Here is a 22751-nt window from a genome sequence, read left to right as displayed (position 1 = left end):
ACCTCCTACACCGCCAATGCGCAAGCTATCGCCGATCGTCCTCGCGATAGAGCTGGTCGGTAGCGCGGTCGCTTTCCCTGCGTTCAACCGGACCACGGTTACGGCGGGTTACCAGGACATAGGCAATCAGTATGACCAGCAACGCTGGCCCGCCGGCGACGACGATTAGCCACATGATACCGTCTGACATGGGAAATCTCCTTTCCTTCACAACCGGCAAGAAGACGATCCGTTCCGCTTGGAGCGGTTCGCGGTGCGGACCGGCCGGCGATCGGTTCCTGTCATCCAGGAGGTCCAGACGCCTCCCGGCTATTGCCGGTCGGGTTTCCTTGCGAAGACCGCAGCAGAAGGGCGAGAGGAACCAGCAGCGCCGTTGCCACCGCGCAGTAACGAAAGACGTCGATATAGGCGAGCAGTGAAGCCTGGCGGGCGATCAACTGCCCGATCCAGCCAATGGCCTGCTGCTTGGCCTGGAGCATCGAGGAACCCTCGGCGACGAAGTGCTCGGTCGCCTGCCGTACCACCTGCTGGTAGGCGGGCGACGATTGCGCGGTGTGGCCGACAAGGTTCGCCTGATGGAGTTGTGCGTTCTGGGCGATCACAGTGTTGGAGAGCGACACGCCGATGCTGCCGCCGATATTGCGGGCAACATTGATCAAGGCCGAGGCCTGGTTGGTCTTTTGCGGCGCCAGACCGACATATGCCGCAGTCGAAATCGGGATAAACAGGAACGGCAATCCGATCATCAGGAAGATGCGGGCAAAGGCAAAGAAGCTGAAGCTGGCGTCGGGCGTAAGCGAAGTCATATGCCACAGGCCGATCGCCACCACCGCCATGCCCGCCATGATCAGGTATTTTGGCTGGACGATGCCGGCGGCAAATCCCGAAATCGGCATGAGCATCAGCATGGCGACGCCGCCCGGCATCATCGACAGGCCCGATAGCGTCGCCGTGTAGTCGAAGGCGGTCTGCTGCAGCTGGGGCATCAGCTGCGTGGTGCTGAACAGCACCGCACCGACCGCCATCATCACTAGGAAGGATGTACCGAACTGGCGGGTGAACAGCAGGCGCATGTCGACGATCGGATCGCGGTGGCGGAATTCCCATGGGATCAGCAGGGCGAAGGAGATCGCCGAGATAATGGCGAAAGTCGTGATGAAGCTCGACGCGAACCAGTCGTTGCGCTGGCCCTCGTCGAGAAAGATTTCGAGGCAGCCGAGCGCGGTCGCCACCAGGATGAATCCGACCCAGTCGATCCTGAGACCTCCTTTCAGCCGCTGCTGGCGTTCGCGTTCGAGTACCTCCGGTTCGACCAGCAGCCACTGCACCAACGCCAGCGACATGATGCCGAACGGCACGTTGATGAAGAAGATCCAGTGCCACGAAAAATTGTCGGTCAGCCAGCCGCCGATGGTCGGCCCGACGGTCGGCGCGACGATGACGGCGATGCCGTAGAGGGCAAATGCCTGCGAGCGCTTTTCAGGCGGAAAGGTGTCGGCCAGGATGGATTGCTCGCTTGGCGCCATGCCGCCGCCGCCGAGGCCCTGCAGGATCCTGAAGACGATGAGCATCTCGAGATTGGGCGCCAGCCCGCACAGCAGCGATGCCAGCGTAAACGTCGCGACGCAAAGCATGTAGTAGCGCTTGCGGCCGATCACGCTGGCCAGCCACCCGCTGATTGGAATGATCACGGAGTTGGCGACCAGATAGGTGGTGATGACCCAGGTACTTTCATCCATGCCGGCAGCCAGGCTGCCGGCGATGTTGCGCAGCGCCACATTGGCGATCGAGGTGTCGAGCACCAGCATGAAGGTGGCAATGGAGACAATGATGGCGATGAGCCAGGGATTGCGCTCACCGGCCGCGGACCGGCTTTCGCCTTGGTCGCTGGCCATGTCGCGGCTCATCGCACCTTGACCGTCGGCACCACCGACAGGCCCGGGCCGAGCAGCACATCGGGCGGGTTGTCGAAGACGATCTTGACCGGCACACGCTGCACCACCTTGACGAAATTGCCGGTGGCATTTTCGGCGGGCAGCAGGCTGAAGGCGGTGCCGCTGCCGGCCTGCAGGCTGTCGACATGGCCATGAAAGGTCTTGTCCGGATAGGCGTCGATATCGATGTCGACCGGCTGTCCGGTTCGCATCCTGTCGAGTTGGGTTTCCTTGAAGTTCGCCTTTACCCAGACTTCGTTGGGAACGAACATCATGAGCACCTGACCCGGCTGGGTGTAGGTGCCGATGGCGGCCGAAATGCTTGTCGCGCGGCCGGCGACAGGGGCTGTAATAATGGTACGGGTCAATGCCGTGCGGGCTTGATCCCGGCTGGCCTGTGCCTGGTGAAGCTTGGCTTCGCCGCTTTTGGTCTGTGCCTGCAGCACTGTCACCTGGCTCTTCGCCGCGGCCACGTCCGCCTCGGCGCTGTCCAGGGTTGCCTGGTCCTGTCGAAGGGTCGATGCAGCCTGCTGCGCCTGCTGCTGCGTCACCGTGCCCTTCGTCAGCAATTCGCGATTGCGCTGGTCTTCGGCCTTGGCGAAGTCGAGCGCTGCCTGGGCCAGCGCCACCTGCTTCTGGGCGGCGTCGATCTTGGCATTTTGCGCCTCGATCTGGGCCGCCACATTGGTGATGTCGGCCTGAGCGGCGGCTACGCCGGCATCCGCTTGGCTGAGCGATGCCCGGTAGTCGCTGTCGTCGATGCGCAAGAGAACGTCACCCTTGCGCACCGGTTGGTTGTCGGTGACGGCCACATCGGTGATACGCCCGGCAATCTCGGCGCTCACCGTTACCGTGCGGGCATCGATGAAGGCATCATCGGTGGATTCATACTGACGCGTATTCAGCCACCAGATCGCTACACCCATCGCAACAAGCAGAAGCAGGAGGACAATTGCCGCTGTCCAATAGGGATGGCGCCTGGGAAAGCCCAGCAGGTTCGATTTCTGCGGCCTGTCGTCCATTTGCCGATCGTCCGATTTGTCGTGCCGCGAACTTGGCTGGCTGGCGAGACGCTTGCTTTGCCCGGCCCTGTCGTCGGATGGGTCCGGCTCGCTTTTCTGAGGCTTCGTATCCACGGAACTGGCTTTCAGCAGACTGAAGGGTGATGTCCGCGATGGCGAACGCGGTTTCAACGGCAAAGCCTTGGCAAAGGTTCCTGTTTTGACTTCCCGCCAGCGCCATGGGCAGCGACGCCCTTCAGCCAGTCGGTGTGTGGCTGCTCATCCTCTTTGGCCTGCCCGATTGGGCAATAGGACCGCCCTCCCATCAACCTGGGGCGCTGAGTACCAGCATTCCCGTTTTATAGACGATAGCCGCACTTGGTGAGAGTGGCTCGAACCTTGTCGCTCGTGCAGGTGACGATGGGACATCTACCTGAAAGTTTCATCAGTCCGCAGTCTTGCCCAATGTGTCGGCGACGACCGCGCCGCGCTCACCCATGGGAACCGCCGGGCCTGTGGTCGAGTCACAGGCTGTCTGATGTTCCATTTCCGCGTTGATGGCGGCGCCGGCGATCAGGATGATGACTGAAATCCATGTCCACATCATCAGGCCGACCACGGCACCGAGCGAGCCGTATGTCGCGTTATAGTTGGCAAAATGCTGGAGGTAGAACGAGAACAGCCACGACGCGATAATCCATGCCGCGGTTGCCGCAAGCGCTCCCCAGCTCAACCATCGCCATTTCGCATGTTCCCGGCTCGGCCCGAAGCGGTAGAGCAAGGAAATGCCGGTTAGGATCGACACTACCAGGATGGGCCATCGAGATACCGCAACCACGGTTTCTGTCCAGGCATCAAGGTAGAAAAAGCGCAACAGCGCCGGGACAACACCCACCGTAAGCAGCAGCACGATGCCGATGAGCAGGGCTCCGACCGTGAACAGGATCGACATCAGATTGAGGGTAATGAACGAACGTTTCTCACGCTCTTCGTAGGCGATGTTCATCGCGTCGAAGAGCGCCTTCATGCCGCTGTTGGCGCTCCAGAGGGCGATTGTCAGGCCTATGAAAAAGCCTGTGCCGAGAGCGCCTGCTTTCTGGCGGGCCAAGGCCTGCAACTGATCGCGGATAAGATCGAGCCCGCCCTGCGGTAGCAATCCCTGGAGGTAAGCGACATGGTCGGCGACCGTGACCGGGTCCGCGACGAAGCCATAGATCGAGATGAAGGCTGCCAGGGCGGGAAACAAGGCGAGCAGGAGATAGAAGGTTGCGCCGGCAGCCACCAGCAGAACCCGGTCCTTGTTGAACTCTTCCCAAAGTCGCCAGAAGATGTCCTTCCACCCCAGCCCAGTGATTTGAGATGGCCACGTGGCGTCGCGCCCACGGCTTCCTGGCTCCCGCCCTGCCGCGGCGTTGCTGTCCTTCGTTGTCGAGGCCGCGCGGCCGGCTGCTTCCTCATCGATCAGCGAGGGCTGCTTGTCGTTCGGCGGAGAGCCTCGTTGTGGTTTCAAAGCCATTACCGGGTTCGCTGATGTCCAAAGCGTGGCTGACAACGCGGGATGAAGACACCCGTTCCCGATGCGCGGCCGATCACGATTTTCCTCCTTCCCTGCATCTTTTGCGGCCGATCGGCGTTTGAAATTGGTCAAGTGAACGGGTGTGTCCGATGAGAACGACAACCAGGGATAAGCTCAGGGGCGAAGCGGAGTTGTCCGAGGACGCCGACCTGATCGTCAATCGAACAGCCCACTTCATTTCGGATTGGATCGAAGAACACGTCGTTGACGAGCCTATCCCTATGTCCGGCATCGATGCCGCGGAGGAACTCGCAAATCAGTGCGTGGCGGATGCGCAAGATGAGGGGATCGCGGCGCAGGACATCCAGGATGAGGTGGGCGATCTCACTGAATACATCGCGGAAACGATCGATGAAGGGAACGGCTCCCCCTTGGAAGGGGTGGCCACGGCGGCAACCAAAATCGCGGAACCTCGTTTGTCGAGTGTCAACCCGAGGAGATGGCGATGACGAGGTTCCTATCCTTTCTGATCCTGGCAACGGGTCTTGCGCTCACCGCATGTGACAACAACACCGAGCCGACGAAGGCCAACACCGACACCGTCACCAAGAACCCACCAGTCGACCAGGACGCCAGACCGAAGTCGACGACCGGTGGCGATCAGCCAACTGCCCCGGCGACCAAATGAACGTGATTTCCTATTGCTATACGCCGCTGCCGCTTGCGTGGCTGGCCTGACGGATGAGGCTCCGGTCATTCCCCTGGCGCGGCTAGGCTGATGACTGCGGACGCCAGGATTTCCGGAGGGACCGGAACCTCAATCCACTGCCGCGCATTTCGACTTCACGCGTGGAAGACAAATGTCATCCAACCATCAAGACGCTGGCCAAGGAGAATTCAGATGCAAGGTTCAGAAGCGATTTCCAGGCGCCCTATCGGCGGCATGAGCATAGAACCATTCCTCGGCACGGTGACGGTCCGGTTCTCCGACGCGATAGTCGCTGCAAGCGACCGTGCGAAAATTCTTCGGGAGGAGGGCCATGAGCCGGTCTTCTATATCCCCTTCGAGGATATCTATTTCGACCTGTTCGAGAAGACCAACACCACCAGCGAGTGCCCGTTGAAGGGAACAGCGAGCTATTGGCGTGTTCATGCTGTCGGCGGCTCGGCCGATGACTTCATGTGGGCGTATGAGACGCCGGATACCGCGGCCCTGGCCATCGCGCGTCATGGCGCCTTCGATCCGAAAAAGGCACGTATTGACGTCGATCCGAAGGAGGATAAGCGGCACACTCCACATGTCATGGAGTAGGATGCCGCCTCGACCGTCGTTCTTCTTGCTTGCCGGCATGCCGGCAAGTGGCCGCCGCCAGGGTCAGCGGCACCGGTGCGAGTCCGAGCCTTCCCCTCATCGATCCACCCCTCCACCAAGAAGCCTCGTTGCGGCCGCTTCGATCGGGTTTAGCCGCGCCTCACCGCCATGCCGGAGCAAAATCACTCTTTCGCGATCAGGCAGGGTTTTGTCGCACTGCATTCGGAACAATGCCCGGAGTGAAAGGTTAGCGGCGAAAGCCAGCCCAGGAGCGAGCCATGTCCGAAACCCTCGTCCCAAAGCCAATTAGCCTCAGCCGGAGACTTTTCATGACGGGCACGGTTTCGGCCGCTGCGGTCGCACCGCTCCTGCCTCCCAAGGCCGAGGCGGAGGAAGTGGCCGCTTCCCGTTCCAATCTGCGGGAGCCGGTCGTCACCTCGCTTCGTATCAACAGGCAGGCTTACGAGCTCTCGCTCGACACCAGGACCAGCCTGCTCGACGCCTTGCGTGACCACGTTGGGCTGACCGGGACGAAAAAAGGCTGCGACCATGGGCAATGCGGTGCATGCACCGTGCTCGTCGACGGAAAACGGGTCCTCTCCTGCCTGAGCTTCGCGGTGATGATGCAGGGCAAGGACGTGACGACCGTGGAGGGGCTCGCCTCGCGCGACGGCGCCCTGCATCCGATGCAGCAGGCCTTTATCGACCATGACGCCTTCCAGTGCGGCTATTGCACGCCGGGCCAGATTCTGTCGGCCATCGGCTGCGTCAACGAAGGCCACGCCGGTTCCGAAGCCGATATCCGGGAATATATGAGCGGCAACATCTGCCGGTGCGCCGCATACCCCAACATCGTGGCCGCGATCGTGCAGGCCCGCGACGAAACCGGGAGAGCCTGACATGCGTCCTTTCGTTCTCGAGCAACCGGCCAACATCCCGGCGGCTATCGCCCTCGCTTCGAACTTTGCCGCGCCGGATCGGCCGCCGACCCAGTCAGACATGCAATTCATCGCTGGCGGCACCAATCTGGCCGACTACATGAAGCTCGACGTTGCCCGGCCGAACCGCCTGCTCGATCTCAATCGTCTCTCCGAGCCGGCGCTTCGGCAAATCCGCGTCACCACCGAAGGGGTTCGTTTCGGCGCGCTGGTGCGGATGGGCGAGGCGGCTGACGATAACGACGTCAAGCTCCACTATCCGGTCATTGCCGACAGCCTCAGGCTGGCAGCCAGCGGCCAACTCCGCAACATGGCCAGCCTTGCCGGCAACGTGCTGCAACGGACGCGGTGCGAGTATTTCAGGGAGACCTCATGGGCCTGCAACAAGCGCCAGCCGGGTTCGGGCTGCGCGGCAATGGACGGTTTCAATAGGCAACACGCGGTGCTGGGCGTCAGTGATGCCTGCATCGCCACCTATCATGGTGATTTCGCCCAGGCACTGATTGCCCTTGACGCCAACCTCCATGTCGAGGGTTCTGGCGGCGCGCGCGAAATCCGGTTCGCCAACCTGCATCGCCTGCCCGGCGATACGCCGCATGTCGAGACCGGCCTCGCCGCTGACGAGATCATCACCGCCATCGAGGTGCCCGCGGGTCCTTGGACCCGCCGTTCCCGCTACCTTAAGATCCGTGACCGCGAATCCTATGCCTTCGCCCTGGCTTCCGCGGCGGTCGCTCTCGACCTCGACGGCAACAGCGTCCGCGAGGCACGCATAGCCCTTGGCGGCGTCGCCACGGTGCCGTGGCGGGCGAGGGAAGCGGAAGCGGTCCTGCACGGCAAGATGCTGGACGAGGCAATGGCGCGGGCGGCCGCGGAGACGGCTTTCGCCGATGCCAGGCCGCGCGGCCACAATGCGTTCAAGATCGAGCTTGGCAAACGGACGCTGGTGCGGGCGCTCCTCGAAACCCGTGACATGAAGGTGTGATCATGAACGCAGCCGCTCCGCAGCCCAAGGAGAACATGGGTGTCCCGCTGCCGCGCATCGACGGGCGGCTAAAGGTGACCGGCCAGGCGAGTTATCCGGCGGACCTCGCGGCGGCCAATGTCGCCTATGGCGCGCTGGCCACCAGCAGTATCGCCAGGGGCACGGTGACGGCACTTCACCTGGACAATGCCCGAGCGGTGCCGGGCGTGCTCGACATCGTGACCTATGGCGACATGGACGCGGTGGACAAGCCGAAATTCGGCAATACCGCCGCCGCCTCGATCGCGCCGCTGCATGACCGGAAAGTCTTTCACGATGGGCAGATCATTGCCTTGGTGGTCGCCGAGACCTTCGAGGCGGCGGAGGAGGCTGCGCTGCTGATCCGCGCCGACTACGCCGAGGAGAAACCGAGTGCGGGCTTCGACAGCCCTGGAGCAACGACCATTGCCGCCGCGGGCAAAAGCCCGATGTTCAAGGAAGACGTCAAGGTCGGCGATTTCGATGCTGCCTATGCCGCTGCTCCGGTCAGGATCGATGCACGCTATTCGACACCGACGCAGCACCACAATCCGATCGAACTGTTTTCGACGACGGCAATGTGGCAGGGCGATCAACTCACCATTCATGAGCCGTCCCAGAACGTCACCGGCTGGAAGGCCGAACTTGCCAGGCAGTTGAAGATCGATCCGGCGAAGGTGCGCATTGTCAGCCCATATATCGGCGGCGCATTCGGCTCGAAGGGACCGATGACGGCCCGCACGGCGATCGTCGCGGTCGCGGCAAGGCGTCTCGGCCGGCCGGTGCGTTGCGTGGTCAGCCGCATGCAGGCGTTTGGTACACAGACCTATCGCGCCGAGACCAGGCACCGGATCCGCATGGGCGCAGACAAGGACGGCCGCATAACCGCTTTCGCGCATGAGGGCTGGGAGGTGACATCGCGCCCCGATCCCTACGTGGTCGGGGGAACGTCGGCGACCGGCCGCATGTATGATTACGGCGCGGTGCTTACGCACGTGTCGCTGGTCCAGGCGGACCGCAACACGCCCGGCTACATGCGTTCGCCTCCCGAGACGCCTTACGTCTATGCGCTGGAGAACGCCATGGACGAGATGGCGGTGGCCCTGGCCATGGACCCGGTGGAGTTCCGAAGAGTGAACGAGCCAAAAGCCGAGCCGATCGGGAGAAAGCCGTTCTCGAGCCGCTCGCTGATGCAATGCTACGATCAGGCGGCGGACGCATTCGGCTGGACGAATCGGGACGCCAAGGTCGGGTCGATGCACGACGGCGACTGGTTGATCGGCATGGGTTGCGCGACGGCAGTCTATCCGACCTCGTCGGCTCCCTGCGCTGCGCGCGTATGGCTGACCGTCGACGGCGATGTGCGCGTCCAGAGCGGCTCGCATGAAATCGGCACCGGCGTGCGCACGGTCGCCGGCCAAATGGCAGCAGAGCGCCTCGGTGTCGCCATGGACAGGGTGAGCGTCGAGATGGGCGACAGCACCTTGCCCCCGGCGCCCGTGTCGGGAGGGTCTATCTCCACGGCAAGCGTCTGTTCGGCGGTGCTCAAGGCCTGCGACGCGATCAGGACGAAGCTGTTTGCCGCGGCGACCGGCGAAGGTGGTGCGCTTGTCGGCGCCCACAATGAGGAACTGGATATCCTCGATGGCAAAATCATTGCCAAGGGCGGCGCTTCGGCAAAGGTCGAGGACGTCTTGAAAACCATGCGGGTGGGGGCGATCGAGGAGTATGCCGAGTATGCGCCCAAGGGGGCGAGCCCCGAAGCGCTCAAGAAGCTCTATGCCGGCCAGCCGGAGTTTCACGGCGGCGAGCAGGACGAGGATTCGGTGAAATATGCATTCGGCGCGGAATTCGTCGAAGTTCGCATCAATCGCCTTACCAGGGAAATCCGCGTGCCGCGCATTGTCGGGGCCTTTGCCGCCGGCCGCATCATGAACACGCGCACGGCGCGCAGCCAGCTGATGGGCGGAATGATCTGGGGCATCGGCCAGGCGCTGCATGAGGCGACCGAGGTCGACAGCCGCTATGCCCGCTACGTCAATCGAGATCTGCAGGACTACCTCGTGCCGGTCAATGCCGACATCAAGGATCTCCAGGTGATTCTGGTTCCGGAGATTGACCACGAGGTCAATCCGGCAGGCGTCAAAGGCCTCGGAGAACTGGGCAATGTCGGCACGGCGGCCGCCGTTGCCAGCGCGGTCTACCATGCGACTGGCAAACGCATCCGCGATCTTCCGATCAGGATCGAGCAGCTTATCGTCTGATCTGGCCTACCCCATGGACGGTCCGATTCACGAAATATTACGTGAGGGAACGTCCGGGCCGCCAGCGTCTTTGGCTCTTGAGGCGGTTGATCGCCTCGCATAACTCAAAGGAGAAGAAGATGCCCAATCAAGGTGGTAGCCATGAGCAACATGTGAAAGCAGGCCAGCAGAGCCACAAGAACATGGACGATAAGAACCGCCGTCAGCAGCAGGCGGCCGGTGACAACCATCGCCAACAAGGCGGCGACAGCGCCGGCACGACGCGTGGCGGAACCCATGAACAGCATGTGAGAGCTGGCGAGCAAAGCCACAAGAATCGCTAGCAAACCTGTGTGGCTCCGTGCCCGTCCCGAGCGCTCGGGACGGGCTCTGCATGTGACCGTGCTGGGCAGAGCCGACCCGCACAGTTCGCCGAAAGAGAGACAGATTTGATGCCCGATCCGAGAGAACCCGACCCCAACCGCGACGTACCCATGCCGGCTCCCAATTGGAAGCCCAAGCCGATCGGCGAACCGGAGCCGGAAGGATTGCCCGATGAGGCGCCGTTACCCAATCCTGACGAGAACGAAGAGCCCCCAATGCACGCGGTCGGCTGAGCGGAATCCGCCCGTAGTTTGGTCACTCCTCGTCGAAGCGGCCGCCTTCCCTTGAAGGATCGCGTGACAGCACCGCTTCCTCGACATCGTCGGGCAATGCCTCGTCGCTTTCCTGGTAGGCGTTGTCGTCATCTTCCTCGGGCAATTCGCCGTCGGCCTCGTCTTCCACCTCGACGTCATCCGGAAGGATTTTCGCGCCTGCTAGCGCGTCCCAGTCCTGCTGCTCTACCGTGGGACCTTCAGTCTCCGTCGGGTCTTCCGTCTGAACTGCGGGTTGCTCTCTTTTGCGGGGGTCCATTGTCGTTCTCCGAAATCCGGGGAGTTTGCCCCGGATCGCCTGAAGCGCCCGGGGCAACAGCTCGCCAGCTAGGCGGCCTGTTCCAGGGCACGCTCGTTGACGCCGCCCTCGCCAAGGCTGGAAAGTGCCTCGTCGGTCGCCGTCTCCTCCTCGAGGGTCTCGTTGAGGAGTTTGACCACGTCGCTCTTGCCGAGCTGTTCGGCCCAAGCGATCAGCGTCCCGTAGCGCGCGATCTCGTAGTGTTCGACGGCCTGCGCAGCCCCGACCAGCCCAGCATCCAGCGCGGGGTCGCCCTTGTATTCCTGGAGGATTTCCGAACCCTCCTCGATGATGCCGTCGATGGCCGGACAGGTCTTGCCCCTGGCAGGCTTGTCGAGGAGTTCGAAGATCTGTTCGAGGCGGTCGACCTGGCCCTCGGTTTCCTGCAGGTGTTTCTCGAATGCTGCCGAAACATCTTCGGATTCGGCGCCTTTTGCCATTTTCGGCAGCGCCTTCAGGATTTTCTTCTCGGCGTAGTAGATGTCCTTCAGCCCGTCGAGGAACAGGGCTTCAAGCCCTTTCGTTGCCGCTTTCTTCGCAGTCGCCATGATTGTCATCTCCAATTGTCGTGAAGCCCACCAGCGGTGTAGCTGGAGCACAACTTGCCGTGAGGACGGTTGTTCCAGCCATCTCGCAAAGAGGCGACCGTTGCGTCGGCTCTCATCGCGACCGGGCTTCGCAAGCGCGTCCGCGGCACGAACTCCATCACTGGATCTGTTGTATGGTGCATTGACGCGGCGCCTTGTCCGGCCGCCAGCGCAACAGTTTGGTGCCATGCCGGAACCTGTCGCCGGTGACATGGTCGAAGCGGACCTCGACCACCAGTTCCGGCCGCAGGGGCTCCCATTCGCCGCTGCGCTGCGTGCTCCAGCGGCTAGGCCCGCCCGGCGCCTTGCCGGTGAAGCCGGGTCCGCCACGCAGCTTTTCCAGCTTTCGGGTGACGCCAGCCCGGTCATCCCTGCCGATGGTCGAGGTAAAGCCGACATGGTCGAGCTTGCCCCTATCATCGTAAAGGCCGAGCAGGAGCGAGCCGACCTCCTTGCTGCCGGTCAGATAGCGGAATCCTCCAACCACGCAGTCGGCCGTACGCAACCGTTTGACCTTGACCATCGCGCGTTCCCCTGGACGGTAGGGGTCGGCCAGCAATTTGGCGACCACGCCGTCGGTGGAACCATGGCCGGCTTCCTCAAGCCAGCGTCTGGCGGCCGCCGGATCGGTCGTGCTGGGCGAGAGCCGCAAGCCAGGCTCGGCGTAGTCCTGAACGAAGCCCTCGACCGCCCGGCGTCGTTGCGACAACGGCTCGCCGAGCAGGATCGTGCCGCCCGGCGCGACCGGCATGTCGAACAGGATCAGCCGGGCAGGCGTTTGCGCGCTCAGCTTGCGGATGCGGCTTTCGGCTGGGTGAAGCCGCATCTGCAGCGCATCGAAAGAAAGCTGGCCTTCGAGCTCGATGACGATCTCGCCATCGACCACGAAATTGCGGGCCTTGACTTGCCGCAGCATGGCGACGAGCTCCGGGAAGTAACGACCGAGCGGTTTGCCGGATTTGGCGCGCAAGTCGACATCCGTGTCGCCTTTGAAGGCGAGGCAGCGAAACCCGTCCCATTTGGGCTCGTATTGCCAAAAGCCCTCCCCATCCGGCAGAGCGTCGGCTGCCTTGGCCTCCATGGGGGGCGTGTTCAGGGGTAGGGCAAAGCTGTCCGTCATTGCCTTACGTCGCTTTCTGGGGCACGCGCCAGCGGCGAAGCCCGCCAACCGGCACCCGCGGCAGCTTCAGGCACCGAGATCGATCAAAGCCACGCCGAATTCGGCTCGCTTGCGGCGGCGCAGGTGACCCGGCGCTTCCACCACGGTGATTTCCAATGTCGGCCGAACGGTGCCTTCGAGCAGATGGCCGCCTTTGGTCGTGCCGTCGCTCAAGCCAAGCACCGCGTGGACATGAAGGCTTGGCTTGCCATCATCGCCCGTCGCGACATCACCGATCGCGCTCAGGACCTCGCATTGTTCGTCGATCGGGATTTTTCGATAGCTCTTCGCCTCCAGGTCGAACCAACCGACGGTGGCCCGTTGGAACGCGCCGATCGCCGTCAGGGAGGCGCTGCCGATCTTCTGCTCGACCGCGAAGCTGGTCAGTGCCGCGAACGCTTCCTCGCCCGGGTCGAGCACCACGACAAATATCCGTTGGCCATTGGCCTCGTTGACGAGTCGCGATTTCATGCCGGCGTTCCAATCCTCGCGGTCGGTCAGTGGGCGTGGTGTTCGGCGTTCCTCTTGCGGGTCGCCGCCGCCTTCTTTGCCGATTCGGACCGGCTGGCGGCCGATCGGGAAGCGGACGCCTTTCCGCCGCTTTTGCCGCCCTTGTGCGCCGCTGGGTGACCTGTGTGCTTGCCACGCCCGGAGCCGCCTTCCTTCTTGCCGCCACCATCGTCCTTGTTGACCGTCGCCCATGCGCGCCGCTCGGCTTCCTTGTCGGAGACGCCACGCTTCTCGTAGCCTTCGGCAATATGGTCGGCCTTGCGTTCCTGCTTGTCGGTGTATTTGGATTTATCGCCTCGGGGCATGATCGTTTCTCCTTCTCGATGGAGGTTGAACGCCAAGTCGGCGCCCGGGTTCCAATCGCGGTCAGCCTTGCCCGACACACCCTGTCGCGGGGCTGTTGCAACAAGGCAGGTTCAACCGATCGCGAACCTGACCACCGCCGCCAGGATCAGGATGCCGACCAGTCCTGCCACGAAGATGATCCGGCGCGTGCGGGTTCGCAGGATGATCTCGCCTTGCGAAGCCTGGCGCGCGGAGAAGACAGGTCCATTTTCGCCGCGTCCGTCTTTGTCGTCTTTGCCATGCCGGTCGTCGCTCATGACCGCCTCCTGTCGGGCTGTTACGCCTCTGGCGCCGTCGCGGGTGCCGTGTAGCGCCGCCGAACGGCATCGAGCACCCGTTTGCGGCTCTCGTCAGCCGAAAGCTTGCTGTCCTTTTCCGCCTCGGCGGTTTCGCGGGCGAGGTCCTTGTCCCTGATCTGGTGGCGGAACCATTTCGAATAGTCGCCCGCGCGCAAATGGAACTCCCAGGTCTTGTCGTCTATGCCTTCGGCCATCTGAGCAAAGATCATCAGATTATGGGCCCTGAGGTTCATCGCGTCGTCGGGACCGCGGAAATAGAAGCTGCCTGTCTCATCGAGTTGACCCTCGGCATATTTGCGGCTGTGGCGCTTGAGCGACTGGCGAGGTTCTATGACCTTGACCGTTGTGAGTTTTTTGCGCGCCCCCGGCCGCCAGAACAGAACCCGATCGCCCTTGGGCGTGGGAATGTCCTTCGGCGGCTCGATGCCGGTCTCATGGCAGAAGGTCTTCACCACGTCCTTCGCCTTCGGGCCAAGGGCGATGACGGCCGTCATCAGGCGCAGGGCGTCGGTCGAAATCGCCTCGGGATGGACGGTGATCAGGATCGTGCCCGGCAGTTCCAGGGAGAGCACGGCGCGGGTGTCGTCGCGCCGCTTCGGAAGAAGATGGTGCGCTTCGTCGATGACCAGCCAATGCGGCCTTGCGGTGCGGCGACGGAAACTGCCAAGGCCAGGCAGCAGGTCGGCAAAGAAGTCTGGCCGTTCGTTGACACGCAGCGCCAGCCCGTTGACGACGACATTGCTGTCGGCCTTGGCGATCAGGTCGAGCACCTGCGCCTTTGTCGGCGCGCTCGATGCATCCCCCAGCCGAACGGCGCCCTCGAGGCCGTCATAGTCACCCTCTGGATCGAAGACGCAAAATTGAAATTGGCTGTCGACGAAGCGTTCCGTCAGTGCGGTGGCCAAAGTGGATTTGCCGATGCCCGAACTGCCGGCGATGAGCACGCTTTCGGTCGGCGACAGATAGATGTCATCGCCACCGGACGATCCCAGAACAATCCCGCCATGACGCTTCGGCACGATCCCGTGGTCGCTTTTTATCAGCTTGGCGATCAGTTCCTCGACGCCTTTGCCGCGTGCGCCGCGCGTGACCAGGTCCGCGGTGCTTTTGACCGCGGGAATGGCATTGTCGACCGCAACGCTGCAGCCGCAGGCCTTCAGGAAGGCGTGATCGTTCTCGGCGTCGCCGATACCCACAACATTGTGCGGCGACAGGTGAAGGTCCTCGAGCGCGGCCGCCAGACCGGTGGCCTTGTTGACGCCGCTCGGCAGGATCATCACCGCGCCCTTGTTGAAGATGATTTCGAGTTCGAGCCCCATCTTCTTGATGACCTCGAGCACGGTCGCCTGATGCGGTTCCCAGGTGGCGACGATCGACCGCCCCACGGAAAGTGGCTTCACCCCCTGCTTTTTTAGCCTGGCGACGAATTCGGGCTCCGGCGATGGTGAGATCGCCCGCTCTTCCTCGCTAGCCGGTGTGTAGATCAAGGCGCCGTTTTCGGCGACGACCTTGTCGAACAGGCCGACATCGGGAAACACGCGCTTGAGGTCGGGCAACTCGCGGCCAGTGACCAGAAGCAGTTTGCGGCCACTTTTCTTGAACCGCTCCAGTGCCGCGAGCGTCTTGTTGGAGACCGTCCCGTCATGTGCGAGCGTCCCGTCATAGTCGGTCGCCAAGGCAATGAAATACATTGCGCTGACCTCAGTAGCCGCCGACGATCGGCAGGATCTCGCCGGTGATGTAACTCGAACAGTGCGGGGAGGCGAGGAAAACATAGGCGGGAGCCAGTTCCTCCGGTTGGGCCGGCCGTTTCATCGGCGTGTCGGCGCCAAATTTCGAGACGTCGTCGGCTTCCTTGTCGGACGGATTGAGCGGCGTCCACACCGGGCCAGGCGCGACCGCGTTCACCCTGATGCCCTTGGCGATGAGGTTGCCCGAAAGCGCGCGCGTGAAGGCATGGATGCCGCCCTTGGTCATCGAATAGTCGACCAGCTGCTTCGAGCCTTCTATGCCGGTAACCGAACCCGTGTTGACGATCGCCGAGCCCGGCTTCATGTGGGGCACGGCTTCCTGCGCCATATGGAAATAGCCATAGAGATTGGTCTTCAGCGTCGTATCGAAATGTTCTTCGGTCAGGTCGCCGAAGTCGCTGGAATGGATCTGGAAGGCGGCGTTGTTGACCAGCACGTCGATGCGGCCGAATGTTTCGACCGTGGTCGCCACGGCATCGTGGCAGTCCTGGCGTTCACTGACGTCGGCCTTCAACAGGATGCAGCGTCGGCCTTCTTTTTCGACAGCGGATTTTGTCTCCTCGGCATCCCTGTCCTCGGCCAGGTAGACGACTGCGATGTCGGCGCCTTCGCGAGCGAACAAAACCGCGACCGCGCGGCCGATACCCGAATCGCCACCAGTGATGAGAGCCACCTTCCCTTCGAGTTTCTTTGATCCGACATAGTAGGGTGCATCGTAGAGCGGAGCAGGCTCGATCGCCGCTTCATGCCCGGGTTTCGCCTGATGTTGCTTGGGGAAGGGCGGCTCGGGATAGGGGCGCGCGCCTGCCTGCATGGCGTGCTCCGCCTTTCCGTTGCGCTTCGATTTGTCCTTGGCATCGATCCCGCGCTGGATATGGCGCTGCTTGGCGACTTCACCGGCCGTTTGTGACTTCGTCTGCATGGTCGTCTCCTCGGCTGAAGAAAGTTCAACGCGCGGCAGACCGGCGGTCTGCGCGGCGCATGGCTTGTCAGAAGGTATCGCCCCCGTCCGCGTCAGTCCTTGACATAGGCGCCGGGTTGGCGGCCCGACCTTGGAGCCTTCGCGTCCTTCGAGTGCTCGGAGATCGCCGGGCCCGCGCCCGATGTCTTCTCCGTTGCGGGGCTGGGCGTCGCCTTGCGAGGCGGGTTCTGTCCTTCTGACTGGTGTGTCTCTTCATTTGTCTGATCCGCCGGTCGCGTAAGCCCCATTCCGCCTGCCGGCGGCTTGTTGCCCGCTGCGTCAACCGAGAAATCATCGTTCGGATCCGGGCCGGTCCTGGCGGGATACTTCCGTGCGCCCGTTTCATATTCGGTTCTGTCGCGTGCCATGGCTTCCTCCGTATTTGGCTGAACGGAAAACAGCCGCCGGGCGATCAGGTTCCGAACAAACGGTGATGGTCCCCCTTTTCGCCACCGGTCGCATCGCCCTTCGCGTGCGACGGCTGCCAAGTGCATCTGGATCGGGTGACGTCATCATCCGGCATGCAGGCGGGCGATCTGGCTCCCCAGGAGAAAAATCTTTTCCGATTTCGTCCCACGGCGACCGTGAATTCCTTTTGTTCGGCAGCAATGTCTATAAAAACTATGGACATTGGCAAACTGGTTCGAAAAGATCACAGGGCATCCATCATGACCAATCCGGCCATTGTCGGCTTCTCCGGCAATTTCACGCGGCCCTCCAAGACCCGTGGCTTCGTGGACCATATCGTGACGGAGATCGCCGGACGATACGGCCTCGCCGCCAGTACCCATGACATCGTCGATCTCGGTCCCAGCCTTGGCAATGCCAAAGCCACTCGGGACCTGGACGAGCAGGCCCGCGCCGTCCTCGAGCGGATCCTGACCGCCGATGTCCTGGTGGTCGGCTCGCCCACCTACAAAGGCAGCTATACCGGGCTGTTCAAGCATTTCTTCGATCTCGTGGATCCGGCGGCCCTCAGGGGCAAGCCGGTGCTGCTGGCGGCGACCGGCGGCGGCGATCGCCATGCATTGATCGTCGAGCATCAGCTGCGGCCGCTGTTCGGCTTTTTCGAAGCCTTTGCGCTGCCGACGGCCATATACGCCTCGGAGAAAGATTTCGCTGATGGCGTGCTGGCATCCGAAGCGATCCAGACCCGCATTGGCCTCGCCGTGGACGATGTCGGTCTGGCGCTCTTCGGCCGGCAGCACGCCAGGATAGCCGCCGAGTAGCGTGCTCGGAACATATCCCGCTCCGACCGCCGGCGCGCTGAGGCGCTTGGCTGAAGCCGGCCGTTGAACGCGCCTGCGCGCCGCAGGGCGACTTGCAGTGCACGGTCGCAAATCAGCGGGCGCTGATGCTCCGCATGCATGGACGACCACGCCCGAAGATTGTCCGCTGCCAAGACCGGAGCATAGCGGCGTGCTTTTCCGTTACCGGCCGAACCAGTCCTTCACCCGGCCCGAAAGGATCGCCGCTCTGACGCCAAGCGGCCAGAAGCGGTGGAGCCGGATCGGCTTCAGCCCCGATATCGGCATCGGGAAGGGAATGGTCTCGTCGCCGCGAAGGCGGTTTGCCAGCGCATTGCCCATCGCCGAGGCCATGGCAACACCGCGGCCATTGTAGCCAAGGCAGATCAGCACGCCGTCTTCCGGCTCGTGAACGTGTAGAAGATGGTCCTTGGTGACCGCGACCCGGCCGTTCCAGCCATGTGTCCACCCAGCTCCAGCAAGCGCCGGCCAGAGCCGTAGCGCATAGTCGGTGAGATAGCGGATGGCGGAAGCATCGCCGATGGGCCTCATCGGTCCCCGTCCGCCCATGAGGAGCCGGTTCTGGACGTCGATGCGGTAATAGACGGTGATGTTGCCGGCTTCGTAGACGACCGGCCTTTCGGGAAGAATTGCGGCCGCGACCGTGGGCGACAGCGGTTCGGTCGCCGCGATGGCGCTGAACACCGGAACCAGCGACTGCTCCAGGCCAGGCCACAAGTTTCCCGTGTAGCCGTTTGTCGCCACAAGGACCTTCTCGGCGCTGACGGATCCGTTTGCGGTCTCGAGGAGCCAGCGCCCGGCCTGCCTGCTGAGCGAGAGAACCTCGCTGCCGCCAAATATCCGCGCGCCGGCCTTCCGCGCGGCGGCCGCCAGGCCACGCGCGTATTTCAAGGGATGGAGGTCGCCGCCGCGAGCATCGAACATGCCGAACATGTATCTGTCCGTGCCGGTTCGCGCCGCCATCGCTTTTGAGTCAAGCAAGCCGACCGGCATCCCCCGCCGCTCGCATTGGTTGGCCGTGGCCCGCACCGCGGCTGCCGGCTGCGGCCGGATGGCCGCGCGTATGGTGCCGTTCTGCCGGACCTCGCAATCGATCGACAGGCGCTTGATGAGGCTGAAGGTGAAATCCGGAGCACCGTAGGAGAAGTCGATCATCCGCGACCCCAGCTCGGGGCCGAACATGGCTTCGATCGTGTCGGGATCGTATTTGAGGCCGGGATTGACCTGGCCGCCATTCCTGCCCGAGGCTCCCCATCCCGGCTGATAGGCCTCGAGCACGCAGACGTCGTCGCCGGCTTCCGCCAGATGCAAGGCAGTCGACAGGCCGGTCAAGCCAGCGCCGACAATGGCGACCCTTGCCCGCTGCGCGCCGGCAAGGGAGGGGTAGTTGCCGGTGCCGCCAGCCGTATCGCGATAGAGGCTCCGGGGCGGGCTGCTTTCGTTCATGGACGAGGCTCTCACGACAAGGCGGCCGGCTCGAGGGGCACGATAGCTTTCAATGGCCGATATCCCGCACGCGCGGCAGACCCAGACTTTCGTGTCGGGTACGCCAGGCAATTCTGCTTGCTTTCGGGAGGTTACGACATTTGCGACAGGGCTGCCGCCCGTGGCATCTCGTATGAAGAGCCAACTACGCGATCCCGGTGCGGCGGCTGACCTCTCGTTATCGCAATCAGCTCTGTTTGTATATGCTTGTATATGTAAGTCGATCTGGTAGTCTCTGGGCTATGGAGCGGCCAAGGAGGATCACATGCGCGACGCTTCTCTTTTCGACCTCTCCGGCAGGAAGGCGCTTGTCACCGGCGCCAGCCGTGGCATTGGCCGCAGCATCGCCGGGGCGCTGAGCGCGGCCGGCGCCGACGTCGCGGTCACGGCGCGTAGCCTGGACTCGCTTGACGAGACGACGGCGGCCATCCGCGCGGCCGGCGGGGTTGCGCACGCCATTGCGCTTGACGTGACCGATGTCGACCAGTGCCGCACGGCCATCGCCGAGGCAGCCCGCCTGCTTGGCGGCTTCGACATTCTCGTCAACAATGCCGGAGTGGAAGAGGTCCGGCCCTCGCTCGACGTTGACGAGCCGCTGTGGGACCGGATCGTCGATACCAATCTCAAAGGGGCGTTCTTCTGCGCCCAGGCGGCGGCACGGCAGATGCGGGACGCCGGGCGGCCCGGCGCCATCATCAACCTCTGCTCGTTGACTTCAGAAGTCGGCATTCCGACGGCGGTGCCATACGGCTCGTCCAAGTCGGGCCTGCTTGGCATGACCCGGGCGCTGGCAGCGGAATGGGCGCAGCTTGGCATCAGGGTCAACGCCATCGCCCCGGGCTATTTCAGGACGGCGATGACGGAGGTGTTCTACGCCAACGAGGCGTGGCGGCAATCCATGCTCGCCAAAATCCCGCAGCATCGTTTCGGCGATCTGCGCGATCTGCACGGCGTCGCCGTGTTCCTTGCTTCGGATGCCTCAGCCTACATTACCGGCCAGTCCATTCCGGTGGATGGCGGTTTCCTCGTATCGATCTGAGGCGGCTCGCCCAGGTTAGAGAACAAAGTCTTCCGCAATGTGACCGGTCGGCGCATTGCTCTGAACAGAAGGAGCACCCATGTCAGACATCAGCTTCCACGATCTGTCATCCCTCGATACCACGCAACGGGCCGGTCTGCTGAAACGCGCCGAAGGCGATCTGTCGGCCTTCGTCGAAAAGGTCCGCCCGATCATCCAGGCCGTCAGGGAAGAGGGTGACGCCGCCCTGATCCGTTTCGCCAGGGAGTTCGACAAGGCCAATGTGAGGGAAGGCGGACTGAAAGTGTCGGAAGCGGAGTTCGATGCGGCCTTCGACAAGGTCGAGAAGGAAGTCGTGGAGAGCATCAGGTTCGGCATCGAGAATATCAGGCATTTTCATGAGGAGCAGAAGCCGGAGACCATGTGGCTCAAGGAGATCCGGCCGGGCGCCTATGCCGGCGACCGGTATACGCCCATCGCATCGGTCGCGCTCTACGTGCCGCGCGGCAAGGGCGCCTTTCCATCGGTGACGATGATGACGTCGGTTCCGGCTGTGATTGCCGGCGTGCCGCGGATCGCGATCGTGACGCCGCCAACCTCGGATGGTTCGGTGGACGCGGCCACGCTGGTCGCCGCTCGCCTTGCCGGCGTCGGGACCGTCTACAAATGCGGCGGCGCGCAAGCCGTTGCCGCCGTCGCCTACGGCACCGAGACGGTGAAGCCGGCGCTCAAGATCGTCGGCCCGGGCAGCCCGTGGGTGGTGGCGGCCAAGAGCGTGCTGTCCTCGATCATCAATACGGGCCTGCCTGCCGGACCATCGGAGGCCATCATCTTTGCCGACGACAGCGTCGACGGGGGCCTTGCCGCGCTCGACCTGCTGATTGAAGCCGAGCACGGGCCGGATTCTTCAGCCTATCTGGTGACGCACAGCCGAAAGGTCGCCGAGGCAGCCCTTGCTGCACTTCCCGACCACTGGTCGCGGATGACCGAACAGCGTGTGGAATTCTCGCGCGCGGTGCTGACCGGAAAGCGCGGCGGCATCGTGCTGACGGCGTCGCTGGAGGAAAGCTATCGCTTCATCAACGACTACGCGCCCGAACATCTGGAAATCCTGTCGAAGGAGCCGTTCGCGCATCTCGGCCACATCACCGAGGCGGCCGAAATCCTCATGGGTCCGCATACGCCGGTAACCATTGCCAACTTCGTCCTCGGGCCGAATGCGGTGCTGCCGACCAGCCGCTGGGCGCGAACCTATGGACCGCTTTCGGTGACGGATTTCGTCAAGCGCTCCTCGGTCGGCTATGTCACCTCGGCCGCCTATCCGGAACTGGCGCAGCATGCCCGCCGGCTCGCCCGCTACGAGGGCTTCAGCTCGCACGAAAACGCGGTCTCGGAGATCCGCGACCGCTATCTCGCCGGCTGAGCGGAGACGATCGCGATGAAGGCGGCACGACTTTATGGACCGGGCGACCTGCGCGTCGAGGACATCGCCGCGCCAGGCATTCCCGATGCCGGCTGGGTAAAGCTCAGGGTCGATGCCGCCGGCATCTGCGGTTCGGACCTGCACAATTTCCGCACCGGCCAATGGATAAGCCGGGCGCCCTCGACGGCGGGCCACGAGTTGACCGGCACGGTGATCGCGCTGGGCGAGGGCGTCGATACCATTGCCGTCGGCCACAGGGTCGTCGCCGATTCCCGTTTCTGGTGCGGAGACTGCGCGCAATGCCGTGCCGGCAAGCGGCATCTCTGCGCTGCGCTGGGCTTCGTCGGCGAAATCTGCGACGGCGGCTTTGCCGAACAGGCGGTGTTGCCCGCACGTCTGCTGCATGTCATCGATGCGAGCCTTGACGAGCGCGTCGCGGCGATGGCCGAGCCGCTTGCCGTCGCGCTGCACGCGGTGCGGCGTCTGCCGAAGACGGCGGGTTCGGTTCTGGTCGTCGGCTGCGGGCCGATCGGCGGTCTAGCCGCGCTGTTGCTTTCGCGAACCTTCGCCGGCACCGTGCTTGTCGCCGACCTCAACCAGGCGCGCTGCGCCCGCGTGGCGCGAGTGACGGGCGCCACGATCGTCGATCTCGACCGCGAGGCCATTGCAGCCGCGACCGCCAGCGCCCCGCTGCTGGCGGCCGTCGAGGCGACCGGCAGCATCGCGGCGTTCAGCCAGTTGCTCGGCGTTCTCGATCCTGGTGGCGCGATAGCGATGGTCGGCATCTTCCATGGCCGCCTCGACATCGACCCCAATGTTCTTGTCGAACGCGAGATCGCGTTGCTCGGATGCCATGCTTTCGCGGACGAATTGCCAGACGCTGTCCGGATGCTGGGTGAGCTGAGTGAACCGCTGCTGGCCCTGGTCGATTGCGAGATCGGTCTGGACGACATCCCAGCCGCCTATGAGCGGCTGTTGGCGGGAAGCAGCGATGGCTTGAAAACAATCATCCGCATGCGGCAACCTGCCGGAAAGGATTTTTGA

25 protein-coding genes are annotated in these 22751 nt (G+C 63.2%); 12 read left to right on the top strand and 13 right to left on the bottom strand.

Features of this window, described 5'->3' with window-relative positions; all coding sequences use genetic code 11:
- Nucleotides 1–25: 25 nt before the first annotated feature.
- The 4 genes from FJ954_RS31560 to FJ954_RS13415 form a co-directional block, all read right to left on the bottom strand.
- Nucleotides 26–190: a hypothetical protein gene (locus FJ954_RS31560; protein WP_015319121.1), complete on the bottom strand. Its 165-nt coding sequence runs from the start codon at nt 188–190 to the stop codon at nt 26–28.
- 91 nt (nt 191–281) lie between these two features.
- Nucleotides 282–1895 (bottom strand): DHA2 family efflux MFS transporter permease subunit, encoded by a 1614-nt coding sequence (locus tag FJ954_RS13425; protein ID WP_140661617.1) that lies wholly within the window; start codon nt 1893–1895, stop codon nt 282–284.
- An 8-nt stretch (nt 1896–1903) separates the two neighbouring features.
- Complete coding sequence (locus FJ954_RS13420) at nt 1904–2956, bottom strand: HlyD family secretion protein (RefSeq protein ID WP_140661616.1); 1053 nt, start codon at nt 2954–2956, stop codon at nt 1904–1906.
- Between the two features lie 424 nt (nt 2957–3380).
- On the bottom strand, nt 3381–4451 hold the full coding sequence (locus FJ954_RS13415) for a YihY/virulence factor BrkB family protein (protein WP_140617522.1): 1071 nt from the start codon (nt 4449–4451) through the stop codon (nt 3381–3383).
- A 149-nt stretch (nt 4452–4600) separates the two neighbouring features.
- Here FJ954_RS13415 and FJ954_RS13410 point away from each other — a divergent pair, with 149 nt between their 5' ends.
- From FJ954_RS13410 to FJ954_RS13375, 8 genes are all read left to right on the top strand, one after another.
- Nucleotides 4601–4960 (top strand): DUF768 domain-containing protein, encoded by a 360-nt coding sequence (locus FJ954_RS13410; protein WP_140661615.1) that lies wholly within the window; start codon nt 4601–4603, stop codon nt 4958–4960.
- Nucleotides 4957–5139: a hypothetical protein gene (locus FJ954_RS13405; RefSeq protein ID WP_015319116.1), complete on the top strand. Its 183-nt coding sequence runs from the start codon at nt 4957–4959 to the stop codon at nt 5137–5139. The genes FJ954_RS13410 and FJ954_RS13405 overlap by 4 nt, the downstream gene beginning before the upstream one ends.
- Nucleotides 5140–5394: 255 nt before the next feature.
- A complete protein-coding gene (locus FJ954_RS13400) occupies nt 5395–5763 on the top strand; it encodes a DUF427 domain-containing protein (RefSeq protein WP_246681066.1) in 369 nt (122 codons plus the stop codon).
- Between the two features lie 329 nt (nt 5764–6092).
- Nucleotides 6093–6662, top strand: coding sequence for a (2Fe-2S)-binding protein (locus FJ954_RS13395; protein WP_246681065.1), 570 nt, complete (start codon nt 6093–6095; stop codon nt 6660–6662).
- A gap of 1 nt (nt 6663) precedes the next feature.
- Nucleotides 6664–7686, top strand: a complete 1023-nt coding sequence (locus FJ954_RS13390) for a xanthine dehydrogenase family protein subunit M (protein WP_140661613.1) — start codon at nt 6664–6666, stop codon at nt 7684–7686.
- A 2-nt stretch (nt 7687–7688) separates the two neighbouring features.
- On the top strand, nt 7689–9968 hold the full coding sequence (locus FJ954_RS13385) for a xanthine dehydrogenase family protein molybdopterin-binding subunit (protein ID WP_140661612.1): 2280 nt from the start codon (nt 7689–7691) through the stop codon (nt 9966–9968).
- Between the two features lie 119 nt (nt 9969–10087).
- Nucleotides 10088–10291 (top strand): hypothetical protein, encoded by a 204-nt coding sequence (locus FJ954_RS13380; RefSeq protein WP_140661611.1) that lies wholly within the window; start codon nt 10088–10090, stop codon nt 10289–10291.
- 108 nt (nt 10292–10399) lie between these two features.
- Nucleotides 10400–10564: a hypothetical protein gene (locus FJ954_RS13375; RefSeq protein WP_015319110.1), complete on the top strand. Its 165-nt coding sequence runs from the start codon at nt 10400–10402 to the stop codon at nt 10562–10564.
- Nucleotides 10565–10586: 22 nt separating this feature from the next.
- On the opposite strand, the gene FJ954_RS13370 is transcribed toward FJ954_RS13375, so the two are convergent.
- The 8 genes from FJ954_RS13370 to FJ954_RS13335 form a co-directional block, all read right to left on the bottom strand.
- Nucleotides 10587–10862, bottom strand: a complete 276-nt coding sequence (locus tag FJ954_RS13370; RefSeq protein WP_015319109.1) for a hypothetical protein — start codon at nt 10860–10862, stop codon at nt 10587–10589.
- Nucleotides 10863–10930: 68 nt separating this feature from the next.
- Nucleotides 10931–11449, bottom strand: a complete 519-nt coding sequence (locus FJ954_RS13365; RefSeq protein ID WP_015319108.1) for a ferritin-like domain-containing protein — start codon at nt 11447–11449, stop codon at nt 10931–10933.
- Nucleotides 11450–11606: 157 nt separating this feature from the next.
- Nucleotides 11607–12608, bottom strand: coding sequence for an ATP-dependent DNA ligase (locus FJ954_RS13360; RefSeq protein WP_140661610.1), 1002 nt, complete (start codon nt 12606–12608; stop codon nt 11607–11609).
- Between the two features lie 66 nt (nt 12609–12674).
- The gene (locus tag FJ954_RS13355) at nt 12675–13118 is read right to left on the bottom strand and encodes a PPC domain-containing DNA-binding protein (RefSeq protein ID WP_140661609.1); all 444 of its coding nucleotides are present in this window, start codon (nt 13116–13118) and stop codon (nt 12675–12677) included.
- Between the two features lie 26 nt (nt 13119–13144).
- Nucleotides 13145–13462, bottom strand: a complete 318-nt coding sequence (locus FJ954_RS13350; RefSeq protein ID WP_015319105.1) for a hypothetical protein — start codon at nt 13460–13462, stop codon at nt 13145–13147.
- 111 nt (nt 13463–13573) lie between these two features.
- Entirely contained in the window at nt 13574–13759 is a 186-nt protein-coding gene (locus FJ954_RS13345) for a hypothetical protein (protein ID WP_140617515.1), read from the bottom strand.
- Between the two features lie 20 nt (nt 13760–13779).
- Nucleotides 13780–15492, bottom strand: coding sequence for an HAD-IIB family hydrolase (locus tag FJ954_RS13340; RefSeq protein WP_140661608.1), 1713 nt, complete (start codon nt 15490–15492; stop codon nt 13780–13782).
- Nucleotides 15493–15502: 10 nt separating this feature from the next.
- Nucleotides 15503–16474: an SDR family oxidoreductase gene (locus FJ954_RS13335; protein WP_140661607.1), complete on the bottom strand. Its 972-nt coding sequence runs from the start codon at nt 16472–16474 to the stop codon at nt 15503–15505.
- 707 nt (nt 16475–17181) lie between these two features.
- Here FJ954_RS13335 and msuE point away from each other — a divergent pair.
- The gene (msuE, locus tag FJ954_RS13325; RefSeq protein WP_140661646.1) at nt 17182–17742 is read left to right on the top strand and encodes an FMN reductase; all 561 of its coding nucleotides are present in this window, start codon (nt 17182–17184) and stop codon (nt 17740–17742) included.
- 201 nt (nt 17743–17943) lie between these two features.
- On the opposite strand, the gene FJ954_RS13320 is transcribed toward msuE, so the two are convergent.
- Nucleotides 17944–19227 (bottom strand): FAD-binding oxidoreductase, encoded by a 1284-nt coding sequence (locus FJ954_RS13320; protein WP_140661606.1) that lies wholly within the window; start codon nt 19225–19227, stop codon nt 17944–17946.
- Nucleotides 19228–19531: 304 nt separating this feature from the next.
- On the opposite strand from FJ954_RS13320, the gene FJ954_RS13315 reads away from it, so the two are divergent.
- The 3 genes from FJ954_RS13315 (at nt 19532) to FJ954_RS13305 (ending at nt 22751) form a co-directional block, all read left to right on the top strand.
- Complete coding sequence (locus FJ954_RS13315; RefSeq protein WP_140661605.1) at nt 19532–20305, top strand: glucose 1-dehydrogenase; 774 nt, start codon at nt 19532–19534, stop codon at nt 20303–20305.
- Between the two features lie 79 nt (nt 20306–20384).
- Nucleotides 20385–21707: a histidinol dehydrogenase gene (gene hisD, locus FJ954_RS13310; RefSeq protein WP_140661604.1), complete on the top strand. Its 1323-nt coding sequence runs from the start codon at nt 20385–20387 to the stop codon at nt 21705–21707.
- 15 nt (nt 21708–21722) lie between these two features.
- Complete coding sequence (locus FJ954_RS13305) at nt 21723–22751, top strand: zinc-binding dehydrogenase (RefSeq protein ID WP_140661603.1); 1029 nt, start codon at nt 21723–21725, stop codon at nt 22749–22751.

This window comes from Mesorhizobium sp. B2-3-15 (assembly GCF_006442875.1).
GTDB lineage: Bacteria > Pseudomonadota > Alphaproteobacteria > Rhizobiales > Rhizobiaceae > Mesorhizobium > Mesorhizobium australicum.
This window is presented reverse-complemented; position numbering and strand designations above follow the sequence as displayed.

What these genes read in the sequence shown, in the direction of transcription:
- FJ954_RS31560 (WP_015319121.1), bottom strand. Translation starts at nt 190, where the DNA reads ATGTCAGACGGTATCATGTGGCTAATCGTCGTCGCCGGCGGGCCAGCG.
- FJ954_RS13425 (WP_140661617.1), bottom strand. Translation starts at nt 1,895, where the DNA reads ATGGCCAGCGACCAAGGCGAAAGCCGGTCCGCGGCCGGTGAGCGCAAT.
- FJ954_RS13420 (WP_140661616.1), bottom strand. Translation starts at nt 2,956, where the DNA reads ATGGACGACAGGCCGCAGAAATCGAACCTGCTGGGCTTTCCCAGGCGC.
- FJ954_RS13415 (WP_140617522.1), bottom strand. Translation starts at nt 4,451, where the DNA reads ATGGCTTTGAAACCACAACGAGGCTCTCCGCCGAACGACAAGCAGCCC.
- FJ954_RS13410 (WP_140661615.1), top strand. Translation starts at nt 4,601, where the DNA reads ATGAGAACGACAACCAGGGATAAGCTCAGGGGCGAAGCGGAGTTGTCC.
- FJ954_RS13405 (WP_015319116.1), top strand. Translation starts at nt 4,957, where the DNA reads ATGACGAGGTTCCTATCCTTTCTGATCCTGGCAACGGGTCTTGCGCTC.
- FJ954_RS13400 (WP_246681066.1), top strand. Translation starts at nt 5,395, where the DNA reads ATGAGCATAGAACCATTCCTCGGCACGGTGACGGTCCGGTTCTCCGAC.
- FJ954_RS13395 (WP_246681065.1), top strand. Translation starts at nt 6,093, where the DNA reads ATGACGGGCACGGTTTCGGCCGCTGCGGTCGCACCGCTCCTGCCTCCC.
- FJ954_RS13390 (WP_140661613.1), top strand. Translation starts at nt 6,664, where the DNA reads ATGCGTCCTTTCGTTCTCGAGCAACCGGCCAACATCCCGGCGGCTATC.
- FJ954_RS13385 (WP_140661612.1), top strand. Translation starts at nt 7,689, where the DNA reads ATGAACGCAGCCGCTCCGCAGCCCAAGGAGAACATGGGTGTCCCGCTG.
- FJ954_RS13380 (WP_140661611.1), top strand. Translation starts at nt 10,088, where the DNA reads ATGCCCAATCAAGGTGGTAGCCATGAGCAACATGTGAAAGCAGGCCAG.
- FJ954_RS13375 (WP_015319110.1), top strand. Translation starts at nt 10,400, where the DNA reads ATGCCCGATCCGAGAGAACCCGACCCCAACCGCGACGTACCCATGCCG.
- FJ954_RS13370 (WP_015319109.1), bottom strand. Translation starts at nt 10,862, where the DNA reads ATGGACCCCCGCAAAAGAGAGCAACCCGCAGTTCAGACGGAAGACCCG.
- FJ954_RS13365 (WP_015319108.1), bottom strand. Translation starts at nt 11,449, where the DNA reads ATGGCGACTGCGAAGAAAGCGGCAACGAAAGGGCTTGAAGCCCTGTTC.
- FJ954_RS13360 (WP_140661610.1), bottom strand. Translation starts at nt 12,608, where the DNA reads ATGACGGACAGCTTTGCCCTACCCCTGAACACGCCCCCCATGGAGGCC.
- FJ954_RS13355 (WP_140661609.1), bottom strand. Translation starts at nt 13,118, where the DNA reads ATGAAATCGCGACTCGTCAACGAGGCCAATGGCCAACGGATATTTGTC.
- FJ954_RS13350 (WP_015319105.1), bottom strand. Translation starts at nt 13,462, where the DNA reads ATGCCCCGAGGCGATAAATCCAAATACACCGACAAGCAGGAACGCAAG.
- FJ954_RS13345 (WP_140617515.1), bottom strand. Translation starts at nt 13,759, where the DNA reads ATGAGCGACGACCGGCATGGCAAAGACGACAAAGACGGACGCGGCGAA.
- FJ954_RS13340 (WP_140661608.1), bottom strand. Translation starts at nt 15,492, where the DNA reads ATGTATTTCATTGCCTTGGCGACCGACTATGACGGGACGCTCGCACAT.
- FJ954_RS13335 (WP_140661607.1), bottom strand. Translation starts at nt 16,474, where the DNA reads ATGCAGACGAAGTCACAAACGGCCGGTGAAGTCGCCAAGCAGCGCCAT.
- msuE (WP_140661646.1), top strand. Translation starts at nt 17,182, where the DNA reads ATGACCAATCCGGCCATTGTCGGCTTCTCCGGCAATTTCACGCGGCCC.
- FJ954_RS13320 (WP_140661606.1), bottom strand. Translation starts at nt 19,227, where the DNA reads ATGAACGAAAGCAGCCCGCCCCGGAGCCTCTATCGCGATACGGCTGGC.
- FJ954_RS13315 (WP_140661605.1), top strand. Translation starts at nt 19,532, where the DNA reads ATGCGCGACGCTTCTCTTTTCGACCTCTCCGGCAGGAAGGCGCTTGTC.
- hisD (WP_140661604.1), top strand. Translation starts at nt 20,385, where the DNA reads ATGTCAGACATCAGCTTCCACGATCTGTCATCCCTCGATACCACGCAA.
- FJ954_RS13305 (WP_140661603.1), top strand. Translation starts at nt 21,723, where the DNA reads ATGAAGGCGGCACGACTTTATGGACCGGGCGACCTGCGCGTCGAGGAC.